The 23516-nt window shown below is 42.7% G+C and carries 13 protein-coding genes; 8 read left to right on the top strand and 5 right to left on the bottom strand.

All coding sequences use genetic code 11. The features are described 5' to 3' along the window. Positions 1–92 precede the first annotated feature (92 nt). Entirely contained in the window at positions 93–1541 is a 1449-nt protein-coding gene (locus H6G08_RS22015) for a RecQ family ATP-dependent DNA helicase (RefSeq protein ID WP_190546766.1), read from the bottom strand. 193 nt (positions 1542–1734) lie between these two features. Here H6G08_RS22015 and H6G08_RS22010 point away from each other — a divergent pair, with 193 nt between their 5' ends. Together H6G08_RS22010 and H6G08_RS22005 are read left to right on the top strand one after the other, a co-directional pair. Further along, positions 1735–2256 (top strand): GNAT family N-acetyltransferase, encoded by a 522-nt coding sequence (locus tag H6G08_RS22010; RefSeq protein ID WP_242046233.1) that lies wholly within the window; start codon positions 1735–1737, stop codon positions 2254–2256. A gap of 225 nt (positions 2257–2481) precedes the next feature. Next, positions 2482–4209 (top strand): MHYT domain-containing protein, encoded by a 1728-nt coding sequence (locus H6G08_RS22005; protein WP_190546764.1) that lies wholly within the window; start codon positions 2482–2484, stop codon positions 4207–4209. Between the two features lie 983 nt (positions 4210–5192). Here the strand turns inward: H6G08_RS22005 and H6G08_RS22000 are convergent. After that, the gene (locus H6G08_RS22000; protein ID WP_190546762.1) at positions 5193–6797 is read right to left on the bottom strand and encodes a 2-isopropylmalate synthase; all 1605 of its coding nucleotides are present in this window, start codon (positions 6795–6797) and stop codon (positions 5193–5195) included. 96 nt (positions 6798–6893) lie between these two features. Further along, positions 6894–7415 (bottom strand): LabA-like NYN domain-containing protein, encoded by a 522-nt coding sequence (locus tag H6G08_RS21995; RefSeq protein ID WP_096646186.1) that lies wholly within the window; start codon positions 7413–7415, stop codon positions 6894–6896. 912 nt (positions 7416–8327) lie between these two features. Here H6G08_RS21995 and H6G08_RS21990 point away from each other — a divergent pair. The 3 genes from H6G08_RS21990 (at position 8328) to H6G08_RS21980 (ending at position 14012) form a co-directional block, all read left to right on the top strand. Beyond that, a complete protein-coding gene (locus tag H6G08_RS21990) occupies positions 8328–10661 on the top strand; it encodes a serine/threonine-protein kinase (RefSeq protein WP_190546761.1) in 2334 nt (777 codons plus the stop codon). A 229-nt stretch (positions 10662–10890) separates the two neighbouring features. Continuing rightward, a complete protein-coding gene (locus tag H6G08_RS21985; protein WP_190546759.1) occupies positions 10891–12243 on the top strand; it encodes a histidine phosphatase family protein in 1353 nt (450 codons plus the stop codon). Positions 12244–12743: 500 nt separating this feature from the next. After that, entirely contained in the window at positions 12744–14012 is a 1269-nt protein-coding gene (locus tag H6G08_RS21980; protein WP_190546757.1) for a dihydroorotase, read from the top strand. Between the two features lie 538 nt (positions 14013–14550). Here H6G08_RS21980 and H6G08_RS21975 read toward each other — a convergent pair. Beyond that, entirely contained in the window at positions 14551–14979 is a 429-nt protein-coding gene (locus H6G08_RS21975) for a hypothetical protein (protein WP_190546755.1), read from the bottom strand. 1061 nt (positions 14980–16040) lie between these two features. Between H6G08_RS21975 and H6G08_RS21970 the strand changes: the two genes are divergently transcribed. Next, positions 16041–19244 (top strand): CHAT domain-containing tetratricopeptide repeat protein, encoded by a 3204-nt coding sequence (locus tag H6G08_RS21970; RefSeq protein WP_199322689.1) that lies wholly within the window; start codon positions 16041–16043, stop codon positions 19242–19244. A gap of 501 nt (positions 19245–19745) precedes the next feature. Here H6G08_RS21970 and H6G08_RS21965 read toward each other — a convergent pair. Next, entirely contained in the window at positions 19746–21644 is a 1899-nt protein-coding gene (locus H6G08_RS21965; protein WP_190546753.1) for a thiamine pyrophosphate-binding protein, read from the bottom strand. 502 nt (positions 21645–22146) lie between these two features. Between H6G08_RS21965 and H6G08_RS21960 the strand changes: the two genes are divergently transcribed. Beyond that, positions 22147–22911 (top strand): DeoR/GlpR family DNA-binding transcription regulator, encoded by a 765-nt coding sequence (locus H6G08_RS21960; protein ID WP_190546751.1) that lies wholly within the window; start codon positions 22147–22149, stop codon positions 22909–22911. Between the two features lie 154 nt (positions 22912–23065). Then, positions 23066–23401, top strand: a complete 336-nt coding sequence (locus H6G08_RS21955; protein WP_190546749.1) for a XisI protein — start codon at positions 23066–23068, stop codon at positions 23399–23401. The last annotated feature ends 115 nt before the right edge of the window (positions 23402–23516 follow it).

The following is a 23516-nucleotide window of genomic DNA, read 5'->3' as shown; positions in this document are numbered from 1 at the left end:
TTGCGCCTTCGCGGTTAAAAAATATGATTAAACCACGAAGGCGCGAAGTCACGAAGAGAAAAAGTAGCCGGAGATTTTTGACAAATTGATAATTATTTAGACAAACAGCGATCGCAATGTCCACAACGCCAGTTAGCGGCTTCTTTGTCAAAACCAAAGGCGGTTAATAAAAATTGCCAGCGACAATGTTTACTATGTAAATACTGATGCATTTGCTTGGCGGCTGCAAGCTGGTTTATCGGCTGTTTGTTGACTCTTGGCTGGATTTGATAATGAAATGGGTCAAGCCAGTGTAATTGACCGCTACTATGGAGTAGAGAAAGAGCGATCGCACCTTGGGGAAATTGTCGCGCTACAGAATTGACTTCTCCTCGTTTGGGTAGTTTTTTGATTAATTGCTGTGCGGTTTGTTGTTGCGATCGCATTTGTTGTGCAAAAAACTCCTGTCTCTGTTTATCTTCCCCATCTAACCATCCTGTAGGTTCGCTAATTAACGTTAAAGCTTCGGCTGGTTTTCCATCTCTTCCAGCGCGCCCAATTTCTTGCACATATTCTGAAAGCAGCAACGGTGCGTGATAATGTATAACCCAACGCACATCTGGTTTATTAATCCCCATACCAAATGCACAGGTACAGACCACAAATGGCATTTTACCACTTAACCAGCTAGCTTCCACAGCGCGGCGTTCTGTTGCACTCAAACCTGCATGGTACGCAGCTGTAGCATAACCCATTTCCGTAAACCATGCGGCTAAATCCTCGCTATCGCGGCGGGTGCGCACATAGACTAATCCGGCTTGTTGCGGTCGATTTTGGATAAATTTGCATAATTTCTGCTTTCTCCCTCTCGGAGTCCAAGCTATGCAGACGTTAAGATGCAGATTCGCCCGGTAGGGATTGAGACGATAAATATCTGGTTGTTGTAATTGTAAAACTGTGGCGATGGTTTTTTGCGCTACAGGGTCAGCAGTGGCGGTAAAAGCTGCTACGCTAATTTTCGTTCCGACTGGTTTCGATTGCAGCAAAGCTGGGCGCACTGCACCTAATCTGCGATAAGCTGGACGAAAGGTTTCACCCCACTGGACTAAACAATGGGCTTCATCGAGAATGATGCCGTTAATCTGCAATTGTGGCTGAGATAAAATTTCCCAAACTGGCGCACTCAGTAAAGTTTCTGGTGATAAATATAATAACCGCAGTTTTTGTTGTGCTAATGCTTGCATTGTTAAACGGCGTTGAGATGCTGGTAATTCGCTATGCAACAATGCGGCGCTGAGGTTTAACTGACGTAGTTCCTGTACTTGATTTTCCATCAACGCCACTAAAGGGGAAACTACCAAAGTTAATCCTGTTTGGAGCAGTGCGGGAAGTTGAAAACAAATCGACTTTCCCCCGCCTGTGGGCATAATAATTAAGGCATCTTTTTGAGCTAATAAACTGCTGACAATTTCTCCCTGTGGGGAACGAAAATCATCGTAGCCCCAAATTTTTTTGAAGGTATCCAAAACTAAATTCCAAGATGTGGTACCTATTTGATTCATAATTAATAATAGATATATCCCTGCTCTTGCTGAATATAGCCTCTTTCATTCAGCTAATGTTTCAGTAGTTTCATCGAAAGCGGCGGGAAACTTCATCCCCTTGTGGGTGGAGAGGGACAGCCGCCCCGCCGCTTGGGGCATTGGGCATTGGGCATTGGTTATGTTCTTTCCCATGCCCCATGCCCGATTCCCCATGCCCAAAAACTCCATCCCCTTGTGGGTGGAGTTTTTCATCATTTGCATCTACATCTCGCAGATAAATCAATTTATTGGTAAATTTCTTGAGGTCGCTATGAATGAAGATTTAAAACATAGATTTTATATCAGCATAGATAAATCTAAACTGAATATCCCCATGATCCACAATTTTCTGTGCAGTGCTGATTTAGCAGAAAATATGCCTTTAGAAGTTTTAGCAAAATCAATTGAAAATTCTTTATGCTTCGGACTTTACGAAGATGAACAGCAAGTTGGTTTTGCTAGGGTAATTACTGATTATGCTACTTCTGCGCTGTTAAAAGATGTGTTTATTCTTGAGCCTTATCGCAGACAGGGTTTAGGTAAATGGTTTGTGCAGTACATTTTGGAATATTCAGAACTGCAAACTGTACCTAAGTGGTTCTTAGGAACGAAAGACGCTCATGGATTATACCGACGCTGCGGGTTTAAAAGTTTAGCTGCACCAGAAAAAATGATGATGCGCTTTAGTCATTAGTCATTAGTCATCAGTAAGGGGAATTACTGTTGACGATATTTAATTAAATCAAACACAAGATAAAGATTAGGTGTGATTTTTGAGGAAGAAATGGGAATTATAAGAATTTGTCTTTTATTAGGGAATTATTAATTTTAAAAATCTCATATTTTCTTTATTTTCTCTTTATAGAATTAGCATCGGTGCTGAAATGAATTTTGCTGGCAGAGAAAATAAATTTATTATATGAGTACAGTTATTACTGGTAGTTATGACATTCGGTTATTAATTCTTTCAATAGCGATCGCACTACTGGCTGCTTACACCAGCTTAGATTTAGCGGAACGAGTGCGCAGATCGATAGGATATGCGCAAATTGGCTGGTTAATTGGCGGTGCGATCGCAATGGGAACTGGTATTTGGTCTATGCACTTTGTCGGCATACTCGCCTTTCATTTACCAATTCCTGTAAAATATGATATATTTACCGTGCTGATATCAGTTTTGGCAGCTATTTTCGCCTCAGGCTGTGCTTTATTTGTTGTCAGTCAGGAAGTAATGGGTATCTCTAATTTACTTGCTGGTAGTCTATTGATGGGGCTGGGTATTACCACCATGCACTATACGGGAATGGTGGCGATGCGTCTGAATGCGAGTATTCATTACAACTATCTATTAGTAGGAATTTCCGTAGCGATCGCTTTTATCGTTTCCTTCGCAGCTTTATGGTTAGCATTTCATTTACCCGATCGCCATACTGTAGCCTATAGAAGGAAGAAAATATTTAGTGCGATGATTATGGGCGCAGCTATCCCTACTGTACATTATACAGGGATGACTGCTACTAACTTTCATGCGATCGCAGTAGTACAGACACCTTCAGCGATGGCTGTTGATGCTGCTGCGCTAGCTACAACTATTGGGATTGTCACCTTTGCAATTTTAGGATTAGCATTAATAATTTCCTTAGAGACAACAGCAATCGAAAGAACAGTAGCTTTAGCCAATCTCGAACATGAAATTATCCAACGTCAACATATAGAAAGATGTTTTCAGCAACAACAAGCGAGTAAACTAGAACAAGCTTTACAACAATTGCAACGCACTCAAGCCAAATTAGCACATACAGAAAAAATCTCTTCTTTAGGACAGTTAGTTGCAGGTGTTGCCCATGAAGTGAATAATCCGGTAAATTTTATCTCTGGTAATTTGTCTTTAGCTAACGACTATATTCAAGATTTAATTAATATAGTCAACCTTTACCGCCAAAAATTTCCCGAACCAGGTAAGGAAATTGAACAGCAAACAAAAGCTATTGATTTAGAATTCTTGCTGATAGATTTACCAAAAATGATTTCTTCCATGCAATTAGGTAGCGATCGCATTCAAGCAATCATGGAATCATTGCGCAATTTTTCGCGCCTAGATGGAACTGAGAAAAAAACCGCCGATATTCATCAGGGAATTAACACTACCCTAATGATTTTACAGCATCGTCTCAAAGCTACCACAAATCGTCCTGCCATTCAAGTTGTCAAGCATTATGGTAATTTACCGCAAATTGATTGCTATATCGGACAACTCAACCAAGTTTTTATGAATTTGTGCGCTAATGCGATTGATGCTTTAGAAGAGTCGAACCAGAACAAAAGTTTTGCTGATTTACTCGCCCATCCTAATATCATTACTATCACCACCAATAGCGATGAAAATTATCTAATTATCAAAATTGCCGATAATGGTACAGGAATGTCAGAAGAAGTGCGATCGCAATTATTTGACCCTTTCTTCACTACCAAGTCAGAAGGTAAAGGTACAGGCTTAGGATTAGCGATTAGTCATCAGATTATCACAGAAATCCACGCTGGCAGTTTGCATTGTGTCTCGTCTTTAGGAGAAGGTACAGAATTTACCATTCAAATCCCTCTAGTCACAGCAACTTCTCCCAATTCATCATCTAAACTCTGCTTTTAAAGCGAAAAATATTCCTATATCTCTCTGCGCCTCTGCCCTCTCTGTGGTGAATAATTAATTTATGAACCACAGAGACACAGCGAAAAGTCTGAGCGCCGGCTTCCGGCGCTCAGAACTTTTCAAGACAGATGGCACAGAGAATAATTTATCAATTTGCAAAAAGAAGACAACAGACGGTAGGGGCATGGCACTACCCATTAGTGTCAACTTAAAGCATATTGCTAGTGGGTGAGGTACAGATTATCGTTGATTGTAGGGGCACTGGCACTGCCATGCCCCGAAGCGCGTACCTCATTTACCTGAAATATGCTGTATAGCCTCTGTCTTAGCTTTGTCGCCCGCCTTTCGACTTTGCTCAAGGCTCATAGCCCAAGTAGGGGCGGGTTAAGCTAGATAGTCGTGAATTATTGGAGCATATCTGTGAACCCGCCCCTACTGAAGTAGACTCAAGATTTTAAGGATATTTGGATATTTAGTCATCTTGAGATGACTTTGGCTATTAGCAAGGAACTTCAGCATATTGCTAGTGGGTGAGGTACAGATTATCGTTGATTGTAGGGGCACTGGCACTGCCATGCCCCGAAGCGCGTACCTCATTTACCTGAAATATGCTGTATAGCCTCTGTCTTAGCTTTGTCGCCCGCCTTTCGACTTTGCTCAAGGCTCATAGCCCAAGTAGGGGCGGGTTCAGCGAGATAGTCGTGAATTATTGGAGCATATCTGTGAACCCGCCCCTACTGAAGTAGACTCAAGATTTTAAGGATATTTGGATATTTAGTCATCTTGAGATGACTTTGGCTATTAGCAAGGAACTTCAGTTCCTTGCGGTAACTGGCTTTCGCATTAAGTTGACAGGTATGGGCACTGCCATGCCCTCTAGAATATATTGATGTAGCGCCAACATTATTTAAATTAGTATTACATAATTAGAACCCCGACTTCTTCAAGAAATCGGGGTTCTAGCAACTCAAACTCAGATTTATCTAGACTTTCTGGGGAGTCGCTTCTTCTGCCTTCTCTTTAGATTGCAAAGAAGAATACAACCTATTCAGTGCATTTACGTAAGCTTGCGCCGAAGCCACAATAATATCTGTATTGGCTGCATGACCTGAAAATATGCGCGATTCATGCTTTAACCGGATAGTTACTTCCCCAATCGCATCAATACCTGCTGTAACCGATTGTACAGAAAACTCAATCAACTGGTTAGGTACGTTAACTACACGGTTAATTGCCTTATAAACTGCATCCACAGGCCCGGTACCAATGGCGGCGTCGGTTAATTCTTGTCCATCGGGAGTGCGCAAGGTAACTGTGGCGGTAGGTTGGGCGTTGCTTCCACAGGAAACCTGCACCAATTCTACTTTAAACAAATCCGGCGCTTGTTGAATTTCATCGTTGACGATCGCTTCTAAATCCCAATCGGAGATTTCTTTCTTTTTATCAGCGACTTCTTTGAATCTGACAAAGGCTTTATTCAATTCGCTTTCAGATAATTCAAAGCCCAATTCTTTTAGGCGGGTGCGGAAAGCGTTTCTCCCAGAATGTTTACCCAAAACGATTTGATTGTCTGTTAAGCCAATCAATTGGGCATCCATGATTTCATAGGTCAGCTTGTTCTTTAATACACCATCTTGGTGAATGCCGGATTCATGGGCAAAGGCGTTAGCCCCGACGATGGCTTTATTTGGCTGCACCAACATCCCGGTTAAATTAGACACCAGGCGCGAAGATCTATAAATTTCCTTGGTGTCGATATTGGTTAAGGACTGTTCAGAATCGGCTGGTCTGCCCAAGAAGGGATTAAAATATTGTCGCCGCACATGCAACGCCATCACCAATTCTTCTAAAGCTGCATTCCCGGCACGTTCGCCAATGCCGTTGATGGTACATTCTAATTGTCTCGCGCCATTCTTGACTGCTTCTAAGAAGTTGGCAACGGCTAAACCTAAATCGTTATGTCCGTGAACGGAAATAATCGCTTTGTCGATGTTGGGGACGTTTTCTTTTATCCCCTTAATTATTGCCCCAAATTCGCTGGGGGTTGTGTAACCCACAGTATCGGGAATATTCACTGTGGTTGCGCCAGCTGCGATCGCTCTTTCTAATACTTGGTACAAAAATTCTGGATCGGAGCGTCCGGCATCTTCTGGGGAAAATTCTACATCATCGGTAAAGCTTTTGGCATAGGCGACCATTTCCTCCGCGATCGCAATTACTTCTGACTTGGTTTTTTTCAGCTTGTACTGGAGATGAATGTCAGATGTGGCGATAAATGTATGAATTCTACCTTTCGCTGCTGGTTTAATCGCTTCGGCTGCGGCTTTGATATCATCATGCTTGGCTCTGGCTAAACTACAGATTACCGGGCCATTTTCTGTACCGACAACTTGGGCGATTTTATTAACAGCTTCAAAATCTCCCGGACTGGCAAACGCAAAACCCGCTTCAATTACATCTACCCCAAGCCGCGCCAACTGCTTGGCTATTACTAGCTTTTCATCTATATTTAAGGTCGCTCCCGGACATTGTTCGCCATCGCGCAATGTCGTATCAAATATGATAATTCGCTCTGGTTGGCTGCTCATTTTCTCTTTGTTTAGTTTAGGGTGGACTTTTTGCTATAACTACACTTGGATTTTAAGTTTTTTACTATTTACATTTGTAAATTTTTGTTAACTATATTAGGCTTCAGTCTTTTCTATGCGGTCTCTAATATCATTCAAATCTATATATCTATCAGTAGCATTACGTAATTCTCTAGCAATCATGCCTTCTGTGGAAACTACTGTAATATGTGTATTTTTTGAGCGTAATAGTTCAATTGCCCGTTCAAAATCGCCATCGCCGCTAAATAAAACTACTCTATCGTATTGATCTACTGTATTGAACATATCGACAACAATTTCAATATCTAGATTAGCTTTTTGCGAGTACCTCCCGGAAGAATCATCATAATATTCTTTGAGAATTTTCGTTCGTACTGTATATCCTAAACTAATTAGAGCATCGCGGAAACCTCGTTGATCTTGGGGGTCTTTTAAGCCAGTGTACCAGAAGGCATTGATTAAGGTTGTTTCTGCTTGTTCGTGTTTAAAATATTCTAATACTCGCCTGGGGTCAAAAAACCAGCCATTTTTTTGCTGCGCATAGAACATATTGTTTCCGTCTACAAAAATAGACAGACGATTCATAGGAGATACCATAAAAAATTACACCTAAATAATAGAAAAGAATTGTAGATTGAACAATAGATTATAGCAATTATCAATCGCTCAATTTGCTAATATCTATAAAGTGTATCTTCATGTATAGCTTTTATCTTAACCTCTTTAAATTCATTAATAATAGCGGCAACATTAGAGCAGATCCTGGAGACTCTGAGCTTTGGATATAGGGCAATACAAGCGTTACCCTCCGATCAAAATCTACCAATAAATTAGACTTAATAACAGTAATCTTAACTGTATAACAGTTCAGTTTACTCCTAAAGAGGTATGGTACAACCTGTAGGGGAGAAGTTAGGCGAAAGCGCAGCTCTAATTTTTGCCATCATCAACAGGACAGAATTTTTTTGCTGGATTGGCGTTACCGCAGTCACAGAAGTTGCGGAAAATAAACTTCGCTAGTGGCTGAGGATTTTGTCAGCTGTCAATGGCAAATATATATTGAGATCGTTGGCTGAGGGAGGGCGATCAAACCAGTTGCGATATAACTTGCCCTCTGGGTGATGCTACGATCGTCATCAATACTGATGTCAGTTGCATAGATAATGCTACTGACCAATGACAACTGAAAAGCTTTGCTCCATCCACTCGCGATTGGGGGTATAAATGTTGGGTGGGGTAGATCTCATCTCCAGCAAGTGTAAAGACCAAGGATTTTTAGCTGAGTACTTGGGAAGATTACAGCTTGCAACTGTTTGCAAGAATGAGGTCAGGATTGTAAAAATAACTATAAGTAAGCAAAGTAGCGATATGAATAAAAATTTGGGGGAAATTAATTGATAGATGACAAATGTATAAGTTTCTCATTTAAGTCAGATTTCAATGTGGTTGCACGAAAACAGGGTCTGAATAAATAAAAGTTGTTGTACCTTAATTATTCAATAACACGATATGGCAGAAGAACCTACCTCTACCGCAACTAAACAAGATGTCTCTGCTAGCGATGGACGGTTAAGCAAACCGACAAAAGCCACTTCGACCACTTCAACTTACCGTTCCAAGCTGATAACTTGGTTTGGTCATGTGTTGACTGGTGCTTCAGCAATTGGCGCAGCCATGCTGAGTACTTCTGGTATGGGTATGGTGCAATTGATGGAAAGTCAGGCGATTTCGACTTTTTTTCAACTGCGGGGGCCAGTAAATCCTCCAGAAGACATTGTGATTTTGGCAATCGACAATCAGTCTGTATCAGTCCCTGAACAGTACTATAAAACAAATCCACAACAGTATGCTTACCTGGAACCACTGAAATCTTTTCCATTTAAACGTGCTGCATATGCCCAAGTTATTGAAAAATTGGTGCAGGCTGGTGCTAAGGCTGTGGCATTAGATGTTGTGTTTGATACTCCAAGCAGTTATGGCCCGGCGGACGATCGCCAATTGCAAGCAGCCTTAGAAAAATACGGTGGTAAAGTTACTTTAGCTGCGCTGTACGAACACTTTGACACCCATCAAGGAAACTTTGTGCAGCTAACGCAACCGCAAAGGATGTTTCATAAAGGTTCAGTATCAATCGGGACGGTAAATTTTCCCATAGAGGTAGATGGCAAAATTCACCGATTAGCCAGCGAGTATACGCAGTTACTGGCAACTAATGATTTAATTACTGATAAGATGCCCTCATTTGACGAAGCAGTACTGAGGGCGGCGCAAATTAATTATCCTCGACCTAAAGGCGATCGCATTCATTTTTGGGGAACTTCTGGGACATTTGAACAAATTCCCTTTTGGTATGTACTTGACCCGGAAAATTGGCAAAATTATTTGCAACGGGGTAAGGTGTTCCGAAATAAAATTGTGATTATTGGCGCGACAGCTCAGTTAGGCAATGATTTTTATGCTGTAGCGGCGGGTAGTCACTGGCTGTATCCCGAACGCATGGCTGGGGTAGAAATCCATGCCAATGCGATCGCGACTTTAATGTACGATAAAGCGATCGCTCAAGGTATCACTAGTCCCCCATTACGCGGTTTATTTGTACTCACCATAGTTGGGGGTGCAATCTTGATTTGTACTCGCAGTAAACGTGGTAGCACGCGATTTATATTGAGTCTGGGATTAGCAACGATGTGGGGCGGAATGAGCTATGTATTGTTTATCGCCAACGATTTAATTTTTCCCACAACTATACCTATAATTGCGATCGCTTTTAGTGGCTTCACTTACCTGGGAACCGAAGTAATTAGAGAAAGTATTAAAAAACGGCAATTAATTGATATATTTCGCAAACATCAATCTTCAGCAGTGGTGCAAGAAATCATTAGCCAACAAGATGACTTGCAAGACTTACTCCAGCAACGGAATTTAGCCTTAGCTGGTATCATACTGGGCGGACGCTATAAAATTGTCAAAGTTCTCGGTTCTGGCGGCTTTAGCGAAACCTACATTTCCGAAGATACCCATCGTCCGGGAAATCCCCGTTGTGTAGTCAAACAGCTCAAACCTGCAAATACCAAATCCACAGGATTGCAACTAGCCAGACGTTTATTTAACTCCGAAGCGCAAACATTAGAAAGATTGGGTAACCATCCGCAAATACCCCAACTATTAGCTTATTTTGAACAAAACGAAGAATTTTATTTAGTGCAAGAATTTATAGTCGGTCATCCATTAAGCCAAGAATTATCTTCTGGTCAATGTCTATCAGAAACTACAGTTATTGATACTTTACGAGATTTACTGCAAACATTAGCATTTGTGCATGAAAATAAAGTAATTCACCGCGATATTAAACCTAGCAACATTATCCGCCGCCATTCTGACTGGAAACTAGTATTAATTGACTTTGGTGCAGTCAAAGACGTATCTGCACCGCCAATGGAAAATCAAGAACACACCCCCTTCACCATTGGCATTGGTACAAAAGGTTATGCACCTAACGAACAATGTTTTGGTCGTCCCCAATATAGTAGCGACATCTATGCAGTAGGGATGATAGGTATCAAAGCCTTGACTGGTATCTCCCCCCACGAGTTTAAAAGAGATAGCGAGGGTGAGTTGCAATGGCGCGATAAGGTAGAAGTCAGCGAACCCTTAGCAGACATTCTCAGCCAAATGGTATTGGAAGACTATAAGCAACGCTATCAAACTGCAAGGGAGGCTTTAATCGCCTTTGAGCAGTTGAGTACATATATCAATAAAAATACTATGAGGCAAAATAATTCGTCAATTCCCACTGCACCTTCAGACGATCCAGATGCACCGACTACACCTTGGCAAGATTGATTGAAAGCGGCGGGAAACTTCATATTCTGCTGGGTGGAGAGGGATAGTCGCCCCGCCGCTTGGGGCATTGGGCATTGGGCATTGGGCAAAGACGCGATGAATCGCGTCTCTACAATATTCATTTGTCTCCCTTCCCAGCAATTGAATATTGATTTACTTGGAAGTCCCTTATTTCCCTCGTACCAGTTTGCAGTAAAATTAGTCCTTTAGATAGAGGAGGGCAAAATAGATGACTAAGGTCATCATTGTACGCCACGGTCAAAGTAGCTATAACACCGAGCGGCGGATTCAAGGACGCACTGATGCGTCACAATTGACTCAAAAAGGTCAGAATGATGCTACCAAATTAGGCCAAGCCCTCAGTAATATTGCATTCAATGCCATTTACAGTAGTCCCTTACAACGGGCAAAGCAGACAGCAGAAATTATTCATCATCAATTAGTCAATGCTAGGGGAAAAGCTGCTGTTATCCAAACTTCTGATAAATTGTTGGAAATAGACTTGCCTTTGTGGGAGAGAATGCTCACATCTGAGGTCAAGGAAAAGTATGCTGAAGATTATAAAACTTGGCACGAACATCCCGACGAATTGCGGATGTTGTTAGAAGATGCACAGGGAACTAAAGAACATTTCCCTGTTGTGTCTTTATACGCCCAAGCTAAAGAATTTTGGCAAGAAACTTTACCCCATCATCAAGGCGAAACTATTTTGATTGTGGGGCATAACGGCATTAATCGCGCTTTAATCAGCACCGCTTTAGGCGTTCCCCCCAGTCGCTACCATTCCATACAGCAATCTAATTGTGGCATCACAATTTTAAATTTTGCTGGCGGTTTAGGCGATGCAGTTCAGCTAGAGTCTTTAAATCAAACACAACATACAGGCGAAATTTTGCCTTCATTAAGACCAGGACATGAAGGTGTAAGATTATTACTGGTACGTCATGGGGAAACAGAGTGGAATCGTCAAACTAGATTTCAAGGACAAATTGACGTTCCCCTCAATGACAACGGCAGAAATCAGGCGCAAAAAGCCGGAGAATTTCTGAAAGATGTAGCCATTGATTTTGCCGTTAGCAGTTCCATGCAGCGTCCCAAAGAAACCGCAGAGATTATTTTACAGCACCATCCGCAGATAAATTTGGAATTGCAAGATGGTTTACGAGAAATTAGCCACGGACTTTGGGAAGGCAAATTAGAAGTAGAAATTGAACAAGAATTTCCCGGTGAATTGGAACGCTGGCGCACAGTTCCCGCCGAGGTACAAATGCCAGAAGGGGAAAATTTACAACAAGTATGGGAACGTAGCGTTGCAGCTTGGCAAGCTATTGTGCAAGCCGCAGCTAAAAGCGAACTTAAAACCGGCATAGTCGTAGCTCACGATGCTACTAACAAAACTTTACTATGTCATATTCTGGGTTTACCCGCAGATAATTTCTGGAATTTCCGCCAGGGTAATGGTGCAGTTAGTGTTATCGATTATCCATCAGGCCCCGATGGTTTACCAGTGCTGCAAGCAATGAATATTACCACACACTTAGGTGGCGGGGTATTTGATAAAACAGCAGCTGGAGCATTGTAGAGATTGGTGTTAAGGCTGTTGATGGTTGACGGTTGACGGTTGACAGGATAATTGTAGGTTGGGTAGAGCGTCAGCGAAACCCAACAAAGGGGAGCATCCCAAATGTGCAAAAACGCCCTCACCCTATAAGGGTGGGGCTAGAAATACGAAGCCTGCCTTGGCAGGCTAAAAGTTTGATAGCCTGCGAAGGCAGGCTTTGTTGGTATAGCAATACCCTTGAGGGTATTGCGTCAAAATTGGGATGCTCCCCAACAAAGCGGCTTTGGTGTTGGGTTACCCTACGGGAAGCCGCTCCGCGTCTACGTTCCTCAACCCAACCTACGTCTACTTAAGGGACATCCAGCGAATAAATTACCCAATTTATTTAATGAGATTTTTCTTTATTCCCCCTGCCCCTCTGCCTCTTTTACTCTGACAAATTGGATAATTTTATTCTGAAATTTCCTAGATGAAAATAGACTAACAGTGGCAGCACTGATAAATAATAGCTGAAAGCTCACATGACAACTGAATTGTTACAACAAGTACGGGTTATAGATCCGGTTTCTGGAACCGATAAAATAGCAGATGTGTTGATTGCTGATGGTTTTATCCAAGCGATCGCATCTCATATTACCGATGTTAGTTCCGATACTCAAATTAGAGATTGTCGGGGTTTAGTTCTAGGGACGGGGTTGGTGGATTTGTACAGCCAATCTGGTGAACCAGGGTTTGAAGAACGGGAAACTCTCTCATCTCTGTTGCAAGCGGCGGCGGCTGGTGGCTTTACTAGAGTTAGTGTTTTACCGAATACATCTCCCGCGATTGATAACCCGGCGCTTGTGGCACAGTTGCAGAAAGGCAGAGGAGTTGAGGAGGCTACCGCTACACCCCAGCTGCAAGTATGGGGTGGAATTACCTTGGATTTGGCGGGAAAGCAGTTGACGGAGTTGGCAGATTTGGCGGCGGCTGGTGTGGTTGGCTTTACTGATGGGCAGCCAAGGGAGAATTTGGGGCTGGTAAGGAGGGTGTTAGAATATTTACTGCCTTTCAATCAACCAGTGGCTTTTTGGGCTTGCGATCGCCAATTGGCTGCCAATGGGGTAATGCGCGAAGGTGCCGATGCATTGCGGTTTGGGTTACCGCCAATACCAGAGAGTGCAGAAACATCTGCGATCGCATCTTTGCTAGAATTAGTCGCTAGCATCGGTAATTCTCACGTGCATATTATGCGTGTTTCTACGGCGCGTAGTGTAGAATTAATTGCTTCAGCTAAAGCATCGGGTTTACCAATTACCGCTAGTACTACCTGGATGCATTTATTATTAGATACCAAAGCTGTTAAGAGTTATCACACCAGCTTGCATTTAGATCCGCCTTTGGGTACGCCTAAAGATATGGCAGCATTAAGGGAAGGGGTACGTACAGGAATCATCGATGCGATCGCGATCGATCATGCACCTTTCACCTATGAAGAAAAAGTCCAAGCCTTTGCAGAAGCACCACCGGGAGCCATTGGCTTAGAGTTAGCCTTACCTTTGTTATGGCAACATTTAGTAGAAACGGGAGAATTCACCGCTTTAGAATTATGGCGTGCTTTGAGTAGTCGTCCTGCAGAATGTTTGCGACAAAATTTGACAGGTTTGACAGCAAATCAAAAAGCAGAATTAACTCTATTCGATCCGCAGCAAAGTTGGAAAGTTGAAAGTAAAAATCTGCATACACTTTCTCGTAATACACCTTGGTTAGGGCAACAATTGCAAGGGCGTGTTGTGCAGATTTGGTGTTAGTAGGGGATAATATTTCACCCTATCAATGATTGTAGGGGCACTGGCACTGCCATGCCCTCTAGAATATATTTATATGTTGCGAGAAGTATTTAATTTAGGATAATATCAATTCGCTATGATGCAATTGATATTTATTTAATGAACCGCCTTCTCTGCGAGAGGCTTCCGCCAACGCGCAGCGTCTCGAAGAGAAGAACGCCAAGTGCGCCAAGAGAGAAGAAGGAATTATTAAGCGACACATCAATATATTTTGAAGGAGGGCATAGCACTGCCCATTGATGTCAATTTAAGCTAAAAATAGCCTCTGTCTTAGCTTTGTCACCCGCCTGAGAATGAATTCTCAGGCTAATAGCCAAAGTCTACTAAAGTAGACTCAAGATTTTGAGGATATTTAGTCATCTTGAGATGACTTTGGCTATTAGCAAGGAACTTCAGTTCCTTGCGGTAAGGAGGTTTCACGTTAAGTTGACACGAATAAACAATGTTGTAGCCCCACAACATCTCGCATTCGTTTTACAATTAAAATGAAGATTCCATCCTAATTTGTAGCGGCTGGTTTCTTACCATTACCGTTGCTATTTACATTAGGAATTAATTCCATTGGTGCAGAATTAGGAGTTGATGCGTCACTTTTGGCGGCGCGGCGGCGTTGGTTTTTTGGTACTCCTCCCGCCTTGCCATACTCTACACTGCTTTTGCCATATTTTGTGGCAACTCCTAACAGTATAAGCTCTGTCATATCGCCTAATTCGCGCTCGGTTTCTAGCATTTCTCGGTATAATCCATCCAAGTTAGAAAGGGCTGTGTTATATGCATATTCTTGCGATTGCATTTTCTCAATGAGAGTGCGAAAGCCAGGTAAAGTCAGTCCATTACCTACATCTAAATTGGGATTGATTGAGTTCATGCTAGCAGCACGACGCACTGCTCTTTCTAAAACTTTAGAGCTTCTTTTTTGACGCGCCATATTCTACACCTGCTGATAAATAATCGTTGATATTATTTACCTTAAAAATTTTATGTACCGATCAGCCTGGGAATATTTCGGCAAATATAAAATAGCTTTTGCTACACAGAGATTTAAGTAATAAGTAGGTGAATTCTGGATATAAGTTGATAAATCAGGAAATTAAGAATTTGATTTGCTGTTTACTTGCGGAAAACACCAAAATGACTGCGCGATTTACCGAAATGAGAAGGTAATAAGGCTTTTTGAGTAGATAAAATAGCTTTTTACCTGCGGAAAACACTAAAATGACTGCGTGATTTACTAAAATGAGAAAGCAGTAAGGCTTTTTGAGAAGGTAAAATAGCTTTTTGCCTGCGGAAAACACAATAATGAGAAAGCAGTAAGGCTTTTTAAGAACTCGTTTAAGCATTTCGAGTAAGTAAAATGGCTTTTTGCCTACTAAATTCAGCTTTATGTGTTTTTTTGATATAGCGATCGCATCTTAAAAGCTATTGTCAGGTAAATAGACCACGCTGTAGGGGCACGGCACTAGTAAAATTATTGTATGTACCAAAAGATTGTCGATGCCGTGCCCCTACGACAGATGTGGTTAAAATAGGTGAAAACTGCCGTAATTAATACGTATGTGTAGGGTGCGTTATCACAAAGTGTAACGCACCGTATTTTGGGCTGTGGTGCGTTGCGTATGTATTGATTAATGAAGCCATATTTGTAAAGGCTTGTAACGCACCGAATTCTGGGCTGTGGTGCGTTGCGCTGCGCGACAACACACCCTACGTCTACTCATATAAGCCCTATTGACAAATGACCAATGACTAATGACCAATGACAAATGAAAAATTACATAACCCCCCACGCCTCAAAGATATATGTAATTGCAACGCCAAAAAACTCAGCGCCAACAGCGTCAGCAGATGATTATGCACCGACAAACTTTATTAAATCTGGCAAAAAACACTAAAAAAATTCTAATAAACCCTGCTATACTAACTAAAATACCCAAAATCTATCTTTCCCGGTCACCAATTACGAATTACAGCCTCTTCAAGCGTAACCCGATGAAATTGCTAACTTGGTCAATCGCTACAGCAATGACATTAGGACTACTGGTGAGTATACCCAGGGAAGTTGCAGGACAAGCCCAACCACCACTATCAGCCCAACAGTCCGCAGAGTTAGTCGAAGCCGAGCAACTGAATGAACAAACGATGCAGTTGTATCAGCAAGGTAAATATAGTGAAGCCATCCCCCTGGCAGAAAGAGCCTTAGCAATTCGGGAGAAGGTACTGGGTACTGAACATCTCGATGTGGCACAAAGCCTGAATAATTTAGCTATACTGTACTCCTCACAGGGGAATTATGTTAAAGCTGAAGGTCTTTACCTCCGTTCCTTGGCAATTCGGGAGAAAGTGCTGGGTACTGAACATCTACTTGTGGCAAATAGCCTGAACAATTTAGCAGCACTTTACTATTCACAAGGGAATTATGCCAAAGCCGAAGGGCTTTACCTCCGCTCTCTGGCGATTTTGGAGAAAGTACTGGGTCAAGAACATCCACTTGTGGCAATTATCCTGAATAATTTAGCAGATATTTACTCCTCACAGGGGAATTATGCTAAAGCCGAAGGGCTTTACCTCCGCGCTCTGGCGATTCGGGAGAAAGTGCTGGGTACTGAACATCCCGATGTGGCTACTAGCCTGAACAATTTAGCTGCACTTTATCGGGAACAGGGGAGTTATACCAAAGCTGAAGGACTTTATCTGCGCTCTCTGGCGATTCGGGAGAAAGTGCTGGGTACTGAACATCCACTTGTAGCAGAAAGCCTGAACAATTTAGCTGCACTTTACTATTTACAGGGGAATTATGCTAAAGCCGAAGGGCTTTACCTCCGCGCTCTGGCGATTCGGGAGAAAGTGCTGGGTACTGAACATCCACTTGTAGCAGAAAGTCTCAACAATTTAGCAGTACTTTACCGAGAACAGGGAAATTATGCCAAAGTCGAAGAGCTTTACCTCCGCTCTCTGGTGATTTTGGAGAAGCTACTGGGTAAAGAACATCCACTTGTGGCTAGTAGCCTGAACAATTTGGCAGGACTTTATCGTGTACAGGGGAATTATGACAAAGCCGAAGGACTTTACATCCGCTCCCTGGCAATTTGGGAAAAGGTACTGGGGAAAGAACATCCCGATGTGGCTGCTAGCCTGAACAATTTAGCAGTACTTTACCGAGAACAAGGGAATAATGCCAAAGCCGAAGGCCTTTATATCCGCTCCCTGGCAATTTGGGAGAAAGTATTGGGAAAAGAACATCCTGATGTGGCTAGTAGCCTGAACAATTTAGCTGGACTTTACAAGTCACAGGGAAATTATGCCAAAGCCGAAGGGTTGTACCTCCGCTCTCTGGCAATTTGGGAAAAGGTACTGGGGAAAGAACATCCCGATGTGGCTGCTAGCCTGAAAAATTTAGCTCTACTTTACTGGGCACAGGGTGATATCAATCGCACCACTGATTTTTTCACCCGCGCACTCGCAATTGAAGAACAAAATTTGCAACTTATCTATGCTGTGGGTTCGGAACAAAGAAAACAAAACTACGCTCAAACCTTTAGTGGAACCACTAACGCTGCTGTTTCCCTCGCCCTACAACAATCTACCAACAACCCCGCATTAGCCAAACTCGCCCTAACTACTGTACTCCGTCGTAAAGGTCGCGTACTAGATGCTATGACCGACACAGTGCAGACATTACGCACCCAGTTAGCGAACAATCCAGAAACCAAAAAGCTGTTTGATGATTGGTTGGATGTGCAGCAACAGTTAGCCGCCCTAGTATATCGCGGACAGGGGCAAGAGAAATTTGAAATTTATCAAGCGCAAATTAAACAATTAGAAGCTGAAAAAGAACGCTTAGAAGAACAGGTAAGTGCTAAAAGTGCCGAATTCCGCCAAGCAATTCAACCAGTGGAATTAGCTGCTATCCAAGCCCAAATTCCCCAAGATGCTGCAATGGTGGAAATTGTGCAATATGATCCATTTAATCCCAAAGCAAAAAAAGGCGAACAATGGGATAACCCGCGTTATGCAGCCGTGGTGTTGCGTGCTGCGGGGGAGCCGAAGTGGGTTGATTTGGGTGATGCTGCAACTATTGATAAATCTGTTGCGAGTTTCCGCAATATTTTGGCTTATGCTCCCATATCTAGTCAAGAAAATCACAATAATTCCAAACAAGAGCGGGGCATTTTTCAAATTGATAGCAAAACTGCTGTAGCCCAGCTTCAGGAACTCGCCCGTAGCTTGGATAAGCAAATCATGGCTCCCATCCGTCCTCTGTTAGGCGATGCGCATCACCTGTTGCTTTCACCAGATGGTCAGTTAAACTTGATACCCTTTGAAGCCTTAAAAGATGAGCAAAATCAATATCTCGTCCAACGTTACGCCTTTTCTTACCTCACCACTGGGCGAGATTTACTCAGCTTGCAAACCACAGCCAAAGCAGCCGCAAATCCTGTAGTCTTTGCAAATATCGACTACAACCAACAAGATAACACTGTTGTAGCCAAATCCCGTGGTTCAAATCAGCGTTCTATTGACTTTGCTAATTTAAAATTTAGCTCATTAACAGCGACTTTAGCCGAAGGGCAACAAATCCAAAAGATTTTCCCCCAAGTAAATCTCATATTAGGAAAACAAGCCACAGAAGCGGCGATTAAACAATTAAATGCACCCAGAATTTTACACTTAGCTACTCACGGATTCTTTTTACCAGATGAAGAAGTTAAGCCCCCAACCAATGCTTTTAATCAGCAATTAGATAAAGCCCCAGTTTTAAATTTAGAAAATCCCTTATTACGTTCTGGTTTAGCTTTAGCTGGATTTAATAACCGTCAACAAAAAGCCGATACAGATGATGGAGTTCTCACAGCTTTAGAAGTTGCTGGGTTAAATTTACGGGGTACAGAATTAGTAGTTTTATCTGCTTGTGAAACTGGGCTTGGTGATGTGAAAATTGGTGGCGGTGTTTATGGGTTGCGGCGGGCTTTGGTAATTGCAGGTTCGCAAACTCAACTATTAAGTTTATGGCAAGTTGCTGATGATGGCACTAAAGATTTAATGGTGAAATATTATGATAAATTGCGGGCGGGTAAGGGGAGACATGAAGCGTTGCGAGAGGTGCAGTTAGAGTTATTAAATAATCCCAAATATCAGCATCCTTATTATTGGGCGAGTTTTATTCCTTCGGGCAATTGGCGGGGGATGAAGTAATATTGGGCATTGGGCATTGGGCATTGGGCATGGGGCATTGGGCATGGGGCATGGGAAAAGCTAATAATGCTCTATACCTGTGAAATCTTATACCAATTGCAAAAATAATGCGGCAGATTGTAGGGGCACTGGCACTGCCATGCCCTCTAGAATATATCGCTGATTCCGTAATCCCGCCGTCACCCTAGAAGGGTGCGGCTAATTGAACAAAGCCTGCTGTTGCAGGCTTCGTAATGATAGCCCCAGGCTTATAGCCTGCGGGCGTTATTTCGGGTATGCGAGAGAATTGATGAACTCAACCGGATTTATATCAAATACCTCGCTGATTCCGTAATCCCGCCGTCACCCTAGAAGGGTGCGGCTAATTGAACAAAGCCTGCTGTTGCAGGCTTCGTAATGATAGCCCCAGGCTACTGGTTCCTGCGGGCGATATATCGGGTATGCGAGAGAAATCAGCAGAGTGGCGGTGCGTTGCGCTACGCGACAACACACCCTACTCAACTAGCACAATTCTTTCACCTTCTTCATAATGCCCACCGGATCGATACCTTGATGGGGGTATTGTTCCCACAAACCACCGGAACCTTCTTTATAAGTTCCCAGGTGGGCATATTTGGGAGTTAACCCCCGTTCTAATAACCAGGTACCGAAACGGCTACCTAAACCTGTGCGACGGTTGAAGGCTTCGACGACTAAAACAAAGGGTGCTTTACCAATTTTAGCGATCGCATCTTCATCCACGACATTTAAAGTTGGCTTGTTAATCAAACCCACATCTAAGCCTTCCTGCTTCAAGCGTTCTACCGCATCCAAGCAACGGTATAAAGCATCGCCAAAGCTGACTATATAACCTTGTGTGCCTTCGCGGATGATTTCATCTTTACCGGGGATAAATTTGTAACCATCGCCAAAAAATTCATTCCCGTTACTATCCAATATATTCGGGACTTTGGAACGGGTGGAGAATATAAACCGCAATCCTGGATCGAAAAATATCGCTTCTACACAAGCTGTCATTTGATTGACATCGGCGGGAAAGTAGAGTTTTGTGTCATAGCGATCGTCTAAACCATTATCGGCAAACATATTATTTAAGCCGAAGTGACAGGTATTATCTGCCATGTCATCGATACCTGCATGGGAAAAATGACACAGAACGTTAGATTGGTTTAACCGCGCCATTGTAATTTCGGAAATACACATTTCTAAAAAGGCGCTGAAGGTGGCGAAAATGCCTTGTTTGCCTTTTACCATCCCAAACCCAGCCGCAGCCGAGAAGTTACCTCTTTCCATGATGCCTGAGGGAATAAATACTTCGGGATAGGTATCGTGGATTTTCTTCAATCCGCAGGAGCCTTCTAAGTCGCTATCAATTACTCTGACTTTCTCCTTGCGTTCGGCTTCACTCATGCGACTGAGGACATTTACCACAGCTTCGCCAAAAACGTTGCGATTTGCGCCCCATTTGTCGCTAGCACCGAGAAATGTATAGGTTTGCTTGGGTTTTTCGATATTTTTCAGGTATTCCACCGCCGCAGTTTGTCCGCGAGATTCGAGATATTTAATCGCCAAATCGACGGAAATCACATCATGTCCGTGGGTTGAGCCTTCTAAACCTGCAATACCGGGACACATGGGGCGTTTGTTAATAACTGCGATCGCGCCTGGTGTATTTACAGCTGTGCAAAGGCGGCTGTACAAATCGTCTAAATCTTCCCCATCGCCCTCAAGTATCTTTAAACCATGTCCTTCTAAGGTTTTGGCGACGGTGAAACCCGGTAAATATTTAGAAGGATGTCCAGCGATTGTCACATCATTATCATCAATGATCAGTTTAACATTGAGATGTTGCGCGATCGCCAACCGCGCTGCTTCTGCATCGTTACCTTCCTGCTGGGAACCATCAGAACCGAGACAGAAAACGACTTTCCCCGGATTCGCCATTGCTATCCCGTTTACGTAAGGCCACACATGCCCCAAACGCCCAGAGCTAAATTTTACACCAGGTGTAAATCCTAATTCTGGATGCCCCGGTAAATGAGAATGGGCTGCACGATATTGTAGAAGATGCTCTGCGGGTAAATCCCCGTGTAGCGCTGACATGAGATACTGAGTAGCCACGCGATGTCCAGCTTCATCAAAGAAAATCGGCACAAATTGTTCAGCAGCACCCCGGAAGAAGGCATCAAGAATCATCACTTCTGGAACTGTATCATAGGGGCCGCCAGTATGCCCGCCCACGCCTCTAGCCGCGCCTGTGGCTGTAAAAAACACGATCGCATCTCGGCAAAGTTGAATATTTGCTTTGAGCGTATCTCGCTGTTCTGCTGTTAGGGTAGCATTCGCAGGATTGAGCGATAAATATTTGTAAGCACCGAGATCGATAGGAAATTTAGTCATTTGTTATTTGTCCTTTTTGGGCATTGGGCATTGGGCATTGATAACAGTCAACAGTCAACCGTCAACAGTCAACAGTCAACAGTCAACCGTCAACAGTCAACAATCAAATTTGCACGAATGTGCTTGTATACAAGTGAAGATACGGTTAAATGTACGAAAACATGCACTTTACCGCTATTGTGAAATGAATAACCCTAGCAGCAATCTCTCTTTTGACAGAAGATAGGCTGAATTGTCTCCTTCCTGGTATGGGAAGCAGCAGTTAAAAGTGATATCAAGTCCGGTAAAATACCGACCGATATGTTGACACGGTTCTAGCGTAACCCTTACTCTGTAAGGATTCAGAGCAATGGATACGGGGAGAGTTTTATTGATCGGCAATTAGGCGGACATCAGATTGAGTCTAATGCTTGTGATTTGCTGGTATTGAACTTTATGTAATAAGTATAAACTCACAAACGTGCAATTTCAAGATTAAAAACGCAACTTCAGGAAAATTTTTATGTTGACTGCTGAACGCCGACAATTCATCCTTGAACTTCTCAATCGTGATAAGAAGGTGCTATCAACGGAACTGAGTGCTGTATTAAAGGTTTCGGAAGATACTATTCGGCGGGATTTGCGGGAACTTGCAGAAGCGGGACTTTTACAGCGCGTACATGGTGGTGCATTGCTGACTTCTCCAGCTACCGCCAGTTATGCAGATCGGCAAAAACAAGCGCCCAAAGAAAAAGAAGCGATCGCTCGTGCCGCAGCTAAATTAGTTTGTCCGGGGCAGGTGGTAATATTAGATGGCGGTACAACAACGCTGCAGGTAACGCGCCATTTACCGCTAGATTTGCAAGCTACTGTGGTGACAAATAGCCCACCAATTGCGATCGCTTTAGCCGAACATCCTTATATAGAAGTTGTGATGTTAGGTGGTAAGCTCTACAAAAAGGCTTTAGTTAACGTTGGTACAGTTACCATCGAATCATTGCGGATGATTCGTGCAGATTTGTGCATGTTAGGGGTGTGCAGTTTGCATCCAGAAGTGGGAATTAGCGTGCCAAATTTAGATGAAGCCCATGTGAAACGCGCCATGATTGCGGGTTCAGCTGAGGTAGTCGGATTAGTCACAGCGCAAAAGTTAGACACAGCCGCACCTTATGTAGTTGAGTCAATTCATGCGTTGACTTATCTTGTCACTGCACCCACAGTATCTAATGATATGTTGGCGGCTTATAAAGCTTTAGGTTTAACAATTATTCGCGATGAAGATGAATAACAATTCAAAATTCAAAATTCAAAATTCAAAATTAAAGTTTGTAGGCTAACGCACTTATAATTTTTGGCGGTGAGGCGCTTGGCGACAAAACACCCTACATTGAAATTTCTTAAATTTTGGTAATTTATGACATTGAAAATGAGGTAATCGTCCAATGGCTAAATTAGAAGAATATAGAAAATATATAAAGCAGATATTAACAGAATATAGCCAGTATTATAAATCTGATAATCAGGTAGAAGCACAAACTATATTTGATAGCGAACACGACCATTATCAATTAGTATATGTTGGTTGGAAAAATAAACGGCGTGTATATGGTTGTGTCTTGCATTTAGATATTAAAAATGAAAAAATTTGGATTCAGCATAATGGCACAGAAGCCAATATTGCTGATGAACTAGTAGCTTTAGGCGTTCCTAAGCAAGATATTGTCTTAGGATTTCACTCACCTTATAAAAGACAGTTTACAGACTTTGCTGTTGGGTAAAATGCTGATGTGACAACTCTCACCGCTAACTGCAAGCAGTGTAGCGGGAGCATCTCAGATTCACAAATGAGACTTTCTGCTTCACAGGCTGGGCATCCCCTAAGCCTCCACAGAC

Source organism: Calothrix anomala FACHB-343 (assembly GCF_014696435.1).
Taxonomy (GTDB): domain Bacteria; phylum Cyanobacteriota; class Cyanobacteriia; order Cyanobacteriales; family Nostocaceae; genus Aulosira; species Aulosira anomala_A.
This window is presented reverse-complemented; position numbering and strand designations above follow the sequence as displayed.